Source organism: Aeromonas sp. sif2433, assembly GCF_019218705.1.
In the GTDB taxonomy this organism is placed as follows: domain Bacteria; phylum Pseudomonadota; class Gammaproteobacteria; order Enterobacterales; family Aeromonadaceae; genus Aeromonas; species Aeromonas encheleia.
On the sequence record NZ_JAHUXD010000001.1, the window covers coordinates 294,270 to 305,486 of the forward strand.

The window sequence follows — 11,217 nt, forward strand, 5'->3', positions numbered from 1 at the left end:
CCTTATTCAGAAAAGAGGTAGAAGGCCGCGGGCTTCTGCTCCTTGAGCAGCGCCTCCATCGCCTTCTCGGTCGGGATGGCATTGAGCAATTCGACCGCATCGGGTGCCTTGACTACTTCCACCGCCTTGGGAACGATCGGAGCCTTGCCCGCCCAACCTGAGCCAGACCCGGCGCTGCCGCCGGCATTGAGCTTGATGGCGGGGCCGACCAGCTTGATGCCGCTCGGATCGACCTTGACGAAGCTGCCGCCACCCTTGAGGGTAATTTCGGCCCCCGCCTCCAGCACCAGCTTGTCACCCACCTTGATGTGCACCTCCTGCCCCGCCTCCACCAGCAGGGATTGCCCCAGCTTCTGATGCATAGACGCATCCACGGTCAGCGAATAGTCGGCCTTGACCTGGTCCCGCTTCTCGCCATTCACGGTGAGATGGTCATTGGCCTTGATGCGGGTCACCCGCTCATTGTCAATGTCGGTGTGCTGGTCGTGCTTGATGTGCCAGGCCGCATCGTTCTCTATGAGCAGGTTCAGGTCTTTCTGACCGTGAAGGTAAATCTCTTCCTGTCCCGCCTGGTCTTCGAAGCGCAGCTCGTTGAACCCCTCCCCCTGGTGGGTCTCGGTGCGCAGCACGGTGCGGGTCTTGTGCGCCGGCAGCTCATAGGGGGGTCTGTTAGTGGCGTGGAAGGTCCGGCCTGTGACTATGGGCTGGTCCGGGTCCCCTTCCAAAAAGCTCACTATGACCTCATGACCGATGCGTGGGATGGCCAGCATGCCGTACTGGCCACCGGCCCAGCCTTGGCTCACCCGCACCCAGCAGGAGCTCTGGTCGTTGGAGCTTCCGTAGCGGTCCCAGGGGAATTGCAGCTTCACCCGGCCATGCTCGTCGCAGTAAATCTCCTCCCCCTCCGGGCCCACCACGGTGGCGATTTGCGGGCCGTCCACCATCGGCTTGCGGGGCGCCTGTGGACTGCCGATGCAGGCACGCCAGCTGGTGCTCGCCTTCACCACTGCAAATTCGTTGTGGTAGACGGTGGGTCCGCTGCCCCCCTCCTCTTCCAGCGCCTGCGGCTGTAATCCGGTGTGGCTGATGCGCACCACTTGCCAGTCGGTGTTCAAGCCGCCGTTCGGGTGCTCGGTGAGGGCGAAGGTCTGGCCCGGCAGCAGGGCCGCGCAGTTGGACTTGCCGCTGCCGGTCACCGCATCGTTGCGCAGCGCATCCAGCCGGTGCTGGGCAAAGGCCTTGCCGCTCGGGTCCAGCTTGTAGCGGCCCGGGTAGTCGAAGTGCTGATAGGTATCGCGCTGGTGCTCAAGCTCGGCCCCCAGCTTCTTGTGGGACAGGCCATAGGCCGGGGTCTTGAAGCTGTAGTCTTTCAGCTCTACGTCGCTCGGGCGCACCGCCTCCCGGTAGTCGAACTGGCGCACGTAGGGGCCCTGCTCCAGCGAGCGGTTGCCGAGGTTGAAGAACAGCTCGGGACCGGCAGTCAGGGCCACCGAGTCATCGGCAAAGACGATGCGGTGCTTGCCCTGCTCGAACTCGTGGAAGTAGAAGAGTCCCTCTTCGGCGGCGAGGCGATTGACGAAGTCGAGGTCGGTCTCCCGGTACTGCACGCAGTACTCCCGCTGGGCGTGTTCGTTTTTCAGCGCGAAGGCGTAGTCGGTGATGCCGTGCTCTTGCAGCAAGATGCTGAGGATTTCATCGGGCTTCTGGGCCTGGAACATGCGGGAGTTCTGGCGCAAGGAGAGCCGCCACAGCGCCGGCTGCACCATGAGCTGATAGCGGGTACGGCGAAAGCCGCTGTCCCCTTGCGCCATGTCGCTCACCACCCCGCACACCCGCCGTTGCAGCTCGCCGTTGTACCACACCAGCAGCTCGCAGGGCTGGTCCAGCACGGCGCCAAAGTCGATGTCCGGCTGGGGGCTGGCCAGCTCCAGTCGCAGCTGGAAGGGACCGTTCAACGCCTCTTCCAGCATGAACTCGGCCACCACGAAGGTGGTCTCGGGCAGCGCCCCCACCTTGACGGTAAATTGTAATCCTGTGCTGTCTGCCATGAAGGGTTCCTTATCCTGCCTGTCCGCTGCCCGAGCCAATCACCACGCCGCCGCAACCGATGGCTGTACCGGTCACCGCGATGGGCTTGCCGTTCACCAGCACTGAGCCAACGCCACCCGAGATGCTGCGCGGATGGAGAGGATTGTTGGGTTTGTCGTGGGGCGCCAGCGGGTCGCCCTGACGGGCCACCGGCTTGCCGTCGAGGAAGACGTTCGGGCTCGCAGCAATCACCGGAGAGGGGTGGAACCCCTCGTGGTCGGTGCCGATGTCACCGAGCAATGCAATAGTGGGACACATCTGAATTCTCCGTGTGGGCAAGGGGTCGGCGTCTCGAGAGACAGTCCCGCCATGCCTGCCGCTCACCGTCGCGAGCATGGGCCTGAATACACTTTGGGGTAGCAGCCCAGCAGCCTCTGTGCCAATGCAAATTAACCAGCAATATTGTTTTAGATCAGTATGTTATGAGATGGCACCATGCCAGCGGCGAAGACTGCTGCAACAGGTTGCACGAGACAACGCGAGGATGTGGCAAAACCTTGCCCTCATAGTCAATCCCGCTACATCTTGCGCAACCCATTGCTCAAGACAGCATGATCAGCTGCCGCCATCGCCTTGCTGCAGCTGGTAGAGGCGGATGTTGAGCGCCTTCAGATCGCTCTCCAGCCCCTTAAGATCCGCCGCAGTGATGGGCTCCTGCGCCGCCTTTCTCGCCTCCAGCTCGCTCAAACGCAGGCTGAACGGGATGCCCTGCATCAGGTTCTTCTGCACCTCATAGAGCTGGGATTTCAGGTAGGAGATGGTGACCGTCTTGCGCTGACGCTCCAGCTCCAGCAGCTGTTCGAGCAGAGCATCCACCCCGGCGCGGGCATCCAGATAGGTCGGCACGCCGATGGCATCCCCCTGCTGACTGGCCAACGCCGTCTGCCACTGCTTGTCCAGCGCCTTGACCGCCAGTGAATCGGGATAGAGCATCTGCAGCGAGCTGCGCAACCCCTCCCCATAGCGATACCAGTAGAGCGGCGAGGTCTGTTCCAGCCGGGCAAGCTGGCTCTGATAGCGCGCCACCAGCTCGCTCTCCATCCCCTGCAGGGTCTGCTCCCCCAGCACGATGCGGGCCTGGCGGATATCGTCATAGCTGAGCGCCCGTGGCAGCTCGGCGGCCGGTTGCTGCAGACGCTGGGCGGCCACCGTTTTCTCCTGCTGCTGATGTTGCCAGCCGAGCCAGGCCATCGCCGGCAGGGCGCAGCTGAGCAGGCCGCAGCCAAACCAGAACCAGGCGGGACGCTGCCTACGGTGTTGCTCAATCTTGAGCACCGTCGGTTTGACCTGCCCCTTCTCGCGACCGATCAGTATGCTGCCCTGGGGCAGATGCGGCGTGGCCGAAGCAGAGGTGGCGCCGTCCTGATCCATGTCGGACTTGAAGAACACCATGGGCGGGATCTGCAGCTCCTCCTTGAGGCCCGGCTCATCGGAGACGATGACGATCTCGGCCTCATCGAACAGGTGGGTGTAACCCTCGATGAAGTGCACCAGATTCTCGACCCGGGGGATGCGGCTCAAGCCCGCGTTGTGCAGTTTCTCGCTGATGAGCTGCAGCGCCCGCTCACAGCGGTAGACCAGGCGCTTGTCCTCATGGCTTATCTGGTACTGGCGGATCACGTCGCTGATGCGGGCGATGAACCAGTCCAGCATCTCGATGCGGGCCCGCTCCTGGTGCACCGGCGGCCAGAAGCTCTCCCACTGGGTCACGATCAGGTTGGCCAGAAACTCGCAGCCTTCGGTGAAGCCGCTCAACCCCTGCAGACGGGATCGCGCCAGGGTGAAGTAGATGGCGGTCTGCAGATCCACCCCGTGTTTCTCGAAGATAAGGCTCGCGAGCTGATGGATCTTGGACCAGTCCACCTCGGGACGGGAGGCGTGGCTGAGCTTGTTGATCTCGCTGCGCAGCGCCTCGTACTCCGGCAACATCCTGGGGTCGCGCCCCACTTTCAGCGCCTGCTGGCCTTGCTGGTTATTTGACATATGGGCTTCCAACACTGCGGGGGCACAAGGTGCCCCCGACATCATCAATAAAGGGATTCAGGCAATCTGAACTGGCTGAACAGGCCGCCGGTGAAGGGGTTCTGCGCGCTGTCGGTATAGACGCGATAGGTCATGGCCCCCTGATCCACCGGGAAGCGCACATCGAAGGTGGCCTCGTTGACCTGGGTCAGCTCGCCCTTGTCCATCAGCCGGAACATGGCCCAGGGTCCGACGAAGCCTTCGCTGCGCGGCGAGCGCTCCCGGGCCGCCGGCACCAGGGTGATCTTGCTCTCGGCACCGTCACGCATGGTGTTGGGCCACACCAGCGGGATCTTGGTGCGCCGGCCGTGGGCGTATTCCAGCAGCTGGCCGTCCAGGTTCAGCACGCTGCGCCGCTTGTTGGCGGTGAGCTCGATGGGCTCGAGGGCGAACTGCACCTCCAGGTTGCCCTGCTGGCTGAAGAAGATCTGGCGGATGCGCGCCGCGCGGTCGAGCTGCTTCACCAGCTCTGCCTGCATCGGCGAGCTGAACTCCCCTTCCATCAGGCCGCTCTCCACCATGGGCTTGAGATTGAGCTGATAGAAGCTGTCCAGGGTGCCGTTCGGTGCGAAGAAGCGCTCCATCTCGGACAGGGGCACATCCTTGGCGGAGCCGGGTTCGAACGGATAGCGGCCGGCTAGCTGGCTGTTGAACGGCGCCAGCACCTTGTCCTGCCACTCCTGATTGAGGGACGACATGGCGAGATCGATCACCAGCCGCGAACTCTGATCGGAGAGCTGTCCCACCCAGCGATCCAGCGGGGCCGGCAGGCCACGGGCGTACTGCTGCAGGGCGAACACAGGATCGGCATACTTGTTGGTCAGCCGCAGCTGGACCGCCTTGAGCGCCGACTGACCCGGCTCGGTGGCGTTGACGATGAGCTCCAGATAGTGCTGCAACTCCACCAGCTTCTGGTTGACCTCCTGGATGAGCGGGCCCTGCTCGCCACGCCCGCCGAGGGCGGCATTGGTGGCCAGGAAGGGACGCCCGATGCGGGCTGTGATGGCCTGGGCCGGATCCCCTTCCACGTCGGAGAGCTTGCGGATCCGGGTGTTGTCATCGAGCGCCGCCAGCACCCGCTGGAACGGCTGATCGTTGCCGGTGATGGCGGTCAGCACGTCCAGCGCCTGCTCCGGGCTCTCGAGGGGTTGCACGTCCAGGTTGGTGAGCAGTTTTTGCCACTGGTTGACGTAATCGGTGACATAACGCTCGTTGACCTGACGGGTGATCTCCTTGCGGTCGGCCTCGCTCAGCTGACTCAGCTTGCGCTGGCCCAGCACCCAGGCATCCATGGCGGTCAAGTCGATCAGCGCCTTGTCCTGCTTGAGGAAGAAGTCGCTGAACCCGGGATAAGTGAGCAGACGCGGCACCTGGCCGGCATTCTCACTGCGCAGGGTGAAGACGGTGTCGAAGGTCGGCCCCACCTCGTCGCGCACGTTGAGATCCGGCGGCAACACGTCACCCGCCTTCACCACCAGGTTCTGGTAGACCCGCTGATACATGGGCAACTTGCCAAGCTCGCGCTGGGCGCCATAGACCGACTCCTTGAACGGCACGAAGGCGGTGATGGCGGCCTGATCCCGCGCCCCCCGGGCGCCGTACCAGTCGGTGTGATCGAGGGCATAGTCGAGGTGACCCATCAACTGCTCCTGCACCGCCCCCTGGCCCGGGAAGGCCTGCTGCCAGCGGCTCGCCATGTACTGCTCCACCAGATCCTTGTTGCGACCCGAGGCATCGTCCAGCATCCGCATCACCCGCAGGATGGAGAGCTTCTCCTCGCTGCCGGCCGGTGCTTGTTCGAGATCCTCCAGCAGCCCCTGCATCTGGGCGGGCAGGAAGCGCAGGCTCAGCAGTTGCAGATAGGAGCCTTCCACATAGGGGCCGATCTCGTCCCCCTGATAGAGGCCGAGATCCGCCACCAGCGGGGTACGCTCGCGGTAGTTGCCGAAGGAGAGGGTCGCCTCGCGAATCAGGTTCAGCCGTGGCAGCTGGCTCACCCCGAAGGCGTGCTCGTCGGCCAGCTCGTTGGTCTGGGTGAAGGCCTGCGCCTTGGTCAACACGTTGCGACCGGCCTCTTCGTTGACCCGATAGAAGTGGTGCCAACCGCCGATGAGGAGCGCCGAGAACAGCGACAGGCACCCAAGGCCGATGGCCATGCGACGACGGCGATAGAGGGTATGCAGCCGGTTCTCCCCAGCCAGATGAGCCTCGGGGAAGATGATGGAGGAGAACAGCTTGCGCACGAAATAGGTGTTGGACTCCCCGCGCAGGGCCGAGTAAATGGGCTCAGGCAGGTTGTAGCGGCGGGAGGCCGCCTGGGCGAACGCATCAAACGGCACCCCCTGCTGGTAGACGGAGCTGATGTAGACGCCACGCACCAGCAGCGGCTTGCTCTCCTCGATGGCCAGGGTTTCGTCGAGCAGGCTGGTCACATAGTCCTTCAGCCCCGCCAGCTGGCGCACGAAGGAGAACAGGGCGTTGCGCTGGGCGGCATCCAGCCTGGCCAACATCAGCTCGGGCAGGTTCTGGTTGAGGTTGTCGACCCACTGATCCCAGAACAGAGCCAGCTCCTGCTGCCAGCTGTCGCCCTGGCCGTCGGTCGGGTTGAAGGTCACCCCCAGCACGGCCTCGCGGGCCTCCTTGTCGAGCTGCTCATACACCACATCGAAACCACGCAGCAGATCCAGCTTGGTGAAGGTGACATAGAGCGGCAAGCGGGTGTTCATGGTGGCCGACACCTCCTGCAGGCGGGAGCGCATCAGCTGGGCATAGGCCTTGCGCTCGGCCACGCTGGCGTGGGAGAGCCAGGCCAGATCCACGGTCAGCACCAGGCCGTTGAGGGGCTGGCGGCGACGGTGTTCACTGAGCCAGTTCAGCAGGTGCAGCCAGAGCCGCTCGTGCTTGCGCGCCAGCGGGTCCAGCTCGGGTTCGGATTGAGACAGCAGCTCACCGGCGGGATCCAGCATCACCGCCTGTTCCCCCAGCCAGCAGTCGATCAGCTGATCCTGCGCCACGTCCCGCAGCTCGGTGTCGAGCCTGGGGTTGAGCTTGTTGGCCGGGTTGGCGCGGTGGATCAGGCTGCTCTTGCCGCTGCCGGGCAAGCCCAGCACCAGGTACCAGGGCATGGCGTAGAGCGCCCCCTTGCCCAGGTGCTCGTTGAGTGCCTGCAACCAGCGGCCGAGGAACAGCGCCTGCCGATCGAGCAGCCCCTTCACCGGATCCTGCTCCAGCACGACCTCGTGCTGGCGCTCGGCCTTGAGCTGCTGCATCTTGCGCCACATGCGCCAGGAGAGGATGCCCAGCAGCAGCCAGAGCCACAGCAGGGTGAATACCACCCGGCCCCACAGCGGCTCGAGCGGCTTGGCCTCCCGGATCTCGAGGCGGGGGCCGAGCCACCACACCAGGATCAGGGCGACGACCCAGAGCACCGCGCCGAGCAGGGGCCAGGAGGGTTTCAATTTCGGCAGCTGTTGCCGCAGAAAGGTAAAGATGGTCTTGAACATAAGATTGTGATTCAACTCCGACTCAATGACTCATTTCGACAGCGGGGCCGCCTGGTGTTCCAGACGGCTGACCAATCCAGGTTCCCATTGCGCCAATCCAAGGCGACTGGCCTCTTGCCACAAGTGTTGATAGTGCTGGCGAGCCAGCGAATTCATGCCTTCCTGCGCCAACAGCTCCGCCTGCACCAACTGGGCATGGAAGCGGGCTCTTGGCTCTTTCAACTGCGCCATCCGTTCATCGAGCAGGGCCAGGGCCGCGGCCACCCCCTGCTCCCCGTGCCGCTGGGCTATCTCTTCTGCCAGGCTGGACGCCCCCTCGCCCGCCGCCCCGCCCCTGGCGGGTTGCAGCCAGCGGCCGCACTCCGGGGTGAGAAAGGGGCTGCCATCGCTGAAGCCGAGATCCCGCAGGGCAGGCAGCCGCTGCAAGAAGCTCTCGAGCTCCTGGGCGATGGCCTGGGCCGGCGCGCCAAACCCGAGCTTGTCCGCCACCTGGGCCGAGAGGCGATGCCCCTCGAACCAGTAGGGCGCCAGGGTCAGGCTCTGCTCGATCCGCTGCCAGAGCGCCAGATCCGGGGCGGTCATGGCGGCGCGGTATTCGTCCACCATGTCCACCGACATGGGCGCCAGCTGGGTTTTATTGCCCGGGCCGCTCATGGGGGGTGTGGTGATCCCGGCCCAGATGGCGTGGCGACGCAGGCGATAGCCCACCGCCGCCTCCGGCTGCCGCTCGATCAGCAACTCGGCAACCTTGAGCTGGGTCTGCCGCCAGGCCCTGTCGTTGGAGCTGTCGAGCTCGATGCCAGCGCTCTTGGCGCCGCCGCTGAGCACCATGGTGCCACTCGCGGCAATCTGGTTGGCATGAGCGATCGCCGCGCCAGAGGGCTCGCCCCGATCGGCCTGTGCCTGGGCCACCTGCTGGCGCTGGGCCCGCTTCAGCCCCATCAGCAGGGGATCGAGCAGCTCGCCCTTGTCCGGGCACTGGGCCAGCCAGCAGGCTTCCAGCTGCTCGGCCTGGGCCAGCAACTGGGCCAGCTCGGCCGCCGAGGCGCCCTCGCTCACCCGTGGCAGGGCGCCCTCGAAACGCTTGACGATCTGCACCATCAGCCGCTGTTTCTGGCTCCCGTTACCGGGCCAGGCCAAGAGCCAATAGGCGCTGACCCAGGCCTCTAGCAGGCTGAGCGCGGCCCCCATGGGGGTCGCCTTGGCCGGGTGTTGCAGGCAGCGCAGCAGCTGGGCCAGCACCCGCATGTCCTTGGTGCGGCTCTCCAGCAGGCCGAGGCAGGCCTCCGCCACCGCGTTGAGATCCACCTGGCTGTGGGCCAAGGATCCCAGCTTGACCAGCTCGGTCTCCACATAGTCCCAGCGCGGCTCATCGGCCAGCACGGCGCCTCTTATCTGTTCATCCGGCAGGCTGCTCAGCAGGCGGGCACACCAGGGGTGTCGATAGCTCATGGCGCCCCCTACCAGCGACACTGCTGACGCAGCGGGGCCAGCGCCTCTTTCAGGCCGCTCAAGTCGACCCGCAGCAGGGCGCCGTTGTCGGCCCGCACCTGCAGCTCGCGATGGCCCAACCAGCGCTTGAGCTCCTCGATGGCCGGCAGGCCGCGGCCGTATTCCAGCAGCAGTCCCCGATCCCGGATGAACCAGCTCTGGGCGCTGTTGCTGGGCGAGCCGTCGAGCTCAAGCTGCACTCCCTCGCCGACCCAGGGCGCATCCAGCCGCAGCCGGATGTGGGTGATGCTGTCGACACAACCTATGGCCAGCGTCGCCCCGCGCAGGGCCGGGCGGGTCAGGGTCTCGCTGCCACGAGCGGGATCGCTTTGCAGCAGGAAGGGCGGGCTTTCGGGAGTGCGGGCCAGCTCCTGATCCCAGATCCCCTGCCAGGCGGCAGACTTGGCCACCCCGCCGTCCGGCACCGAGTCGGCAGCGCCGCCGAGGGCGTCGTAGCAGGCCAGTCGGATCAGCGGGGATGGCTCGCGCCGGCACTGCTGCCAGCCGCTCATGTCCGGCTGCGGCGCCGCACTGCCGGCGGCCAGCAGCAGCGGCAAGAGGCCAAGGACGCTCATCAGTTCACCTCCAGTTTCTGGCACTTGTGATCCAGGGTGCGCTTGGGAATGTTCAGACTCTCGGCCACCAGCATCCGGTTACCCTGGAAATGGCGCAGCCTGGCCTCGATGACCGAGGCCTCGTACTGCTGCATGGCGCGGCGCAGATCCCGGATATGGTTGTAGTCGTCGAGATAGCCCGGCAGCTCGACGCAGACCCGCTCCCTAAGCTCGGGGGGCAACGCCTCCAGCAGCACCTCCTCGCCGTGGCGGGTGTGGGCGCAGGCCACCTCCAAGAGGTTGCGCAGCTCGCGCACGTTGCCGGGGAAGTCATAGCTCTGCAGCTGCTTCAGGAACTTGCGATGCAAGCCGCCGAGCGCCTTGCTATCCTGCTCGGCAAACTGGGCCATGAAGTGCTGGCACAGCATGGGCACGTCATCCATGTGCTCGCGCAGGGGGGCGATCAGCAGCAGGCACTGGCAGAGGCGGTGATAGAGATCGGCCCGGAACTGGCCCTCCTCCACGTGACGACTGAGGGGCTGATGGGTCGCGGCGATGAGGCGAAAATCGGAGTGGCTCTCCTGCTCGGCGCCGAGCGGCCGGTAGCTGCGGGTCTCGAGCACCCGCAGCAGCTTGGCCTGCATGGCGGCGGGCATGTCGCCCACCTCATCCAGGAACAGGGTGCCGCCGTTGGCCTGGGCCACCAGCCCGGCCTTGTTGGACAGGGCGCCGGAGAAGGCCCCCTTCTGATAACCGAACAGCTCGCTCTCGATCAGGTTCTCCGGGATGGCGGCGCAGTTGATGGCGACGAAGGGTTTGCCGGCACGATCTGAGCATTGATGCACCAGCCGGGCGACCACCTCCTTGCCACTGCCGGTCTCCCCCTGGATAAGCACGGTCAGCTTGTGCTGACCCGCCAGGCTTATCTGTTCGCGCAACCCGCGGATCACCGCCGACTGACCGATCAGCTGATCGGCCAGCAGCTTCTCGTATTGGCGCTTGATCTGCCCCTCCCCCTTCATCTGACGCAGGGAGTCGCGCAGCACGCTCTGATCCCGACGACTGCGGCCCAGATCGCGGATGAGGGTGAGCTGGTTGCAAAACACCTGGGACAACTGGGCCAGCTCGGGACGGGTCACCCACTCCTGCAGCCGCTCGGCATCGTCCATCATGGCCAGCACGGCGAACGGCTTGCCATTGCCATCGTTGAGGGGGAAGGCGTGCAGGCCGCACTGCTGGCCGAGGTTGGCCAACAGTGCGCGAAAGGCGGCGTGCTCGATGCGCGCCCCGCCATGGAGGGAGTCCCAGGTGCGGGACTGGGCCTTGTGCAGCACATAGGCCAGCGGGTGGGAGAAATCATCCACCGCCAGCGCCAGCGACACGGCCTGCCCCTTGACCCAGCCCTGACACTCCAGCTGGCGACCGCTCACATCCAGCAGGCCGAGCAGGAGCCCCTTGGGCTGGAAGCTGGCATGCAGGGTCGAGGCCCACCAGTGGCACAAGTGCGGCTCGTCACGCTGCTGCGTCAAGGCGAGGGCGAAGGCGAGGGCTTGTTCCAT

Annotated in this window: 7 protein-coding genes; all 7 read right to left on the reverse strand. The window is 65.2% G+C overall.

The annotated features are described in order from the left end of the window. Nucleotides 1–2 precede the first annotated feature (2 nt). The 7 genes from tssI to KW825_RS01275 all read right to left on the reverse strand — a co-directional run bounded on the left by tssI (nt 3) and on the right by KW825_RS01275 (nt 11,217). Entirely contained in the window at nt 3–2,048 is a 2,046-nt protein-coding gene (gene tssI / locus KW825_RS01245; RefSeq protein WP_218327952.1) for a type VI secretion system tip protein TssI/VgrG, read from the reverse strand. Between the two features lie 10 nt (nt 2,049–2,058). Continuing rightward, nucleotides 2,059–2,346, reverse strand: a complete 288-nt coding sequence (locus tag KW825_RS01250) for a type VI secretion system PAAR protein (protein WP_218327953.1) — start codon at nt 2,344–2,346, stop codon at nt 2,059–2,061. A 297-nt stretch (nt 2,347–2,643) separates the two neighbouring features. Beyond that, entirely contained in the window at nt 2,644–4,071 is a 1,428-nt protein-coding gene (locus tag KW825_RS01255; RefSeq protein ID WP_218327954.1) for a VasL domain-containing protein, read from the reverse strand. Nucleotides 4,072–4,115: 44 nt separating this feature from the next. Beyond that, complete coding sequence (gene tssM, locus KW825_RS01260; protein WP_218328154.1) at nt 4,116–7,613, reverse strand: type VI secretion system membrane subunit TssM; 3,498 nt, start codon at nt 7,611–7,613, stop codon at nt 4,116–4,118. A 30-nt stretch (nt 7,614–7,643) separates the two neighbouring features. Continuing rightward, nucleotides 7,644–9,065, reverse strand: a complete 1,422-nt coding sequence (gene tssA / locus KW825_RS01265; protein WP_218327955.1) for a type VI secretion system protein TssA — start codon at nt 9,063–9,065, stop codon at nt 7,644–7,646. 8 nt (nt 9,066–9,073) lie between these two features. Then, nucleotides 9,074–9,679 carry a type VI secretion system-associated protein VasI gene (vasI, locus tag KW825_RS01270; protein ID WP_218327956.1) on the reverse strand — a complete coding sequence of 202 codons (606 nt, stop codon included), beginning with the start codon at nt 9,677–9,679 and terminating at the stop codon, nt 9,074–9,076. After that, entirely contained in the window at nt 9,679–11,217 is a 1,539-nt protein-coding gene (locus KW825_RS01275) for a sigma-54-dependent Fis family transcriptional regulator (RefSeq protein ID WP_218327957.1), read from the reverse strand. Before KW825_RS01275 ends, vasI begins: the two co-directional genes overlap by 1 nt.

Excerpts from the sequence above, each read along its gene's own strand:
- tssM (WP_218328154.1), bottom strand. The coding sequence starts at position 7,613 with ATGTTCAAGACCATCTTTACCTTTCTGCGGCAACAGCTGCCGAAATTG.
- KW825_RS01255 (WP_218327954.1), bottom strand. The coding sequence starts at position 4,071 with ATGTCAAATAACCAGCAAGGCCAGCAGGCGCTGAAAGTGGGGCGCGAC.
- tssA (WP_218327955.1), bottom strand. The coding sequence starts at position 9,065 with ATGAGCTATCGACACCCCTGGTGTGCCCGCCTGCTGAGCAGCCTGCCG.
- KW825_RS01275 (WP_218327957.1), bottom strand. The coding sequence starts at position 11,217 with ATGGAACAAGCCCTCGCCTTCGCCCTCGCCTTGACGCAGCAGCGTGAC.
- tssI (WP_218327952.1), bottom strand. The coding sequence starts at position 2,048 with ATGGCAGACAGCACAGGATTACAATTTACCGTCAAGGTGGGGGCGCTG.
- KW825_RS01250 (WP_218327953.1), bottom strand. The coding sequence starts at position 2,346 with ATGTGTCCCACTATTGCATTGCTCGGTGACATCGGCACCGACCACGAG.
- vasI (WP_218327956.1), bottom strand. The coding sequence starts at position 9,679 with ATGAGCGTCCTTGGCCTCTTGCCGCTGCTGCTGGCCGCCGGCAGTGCG.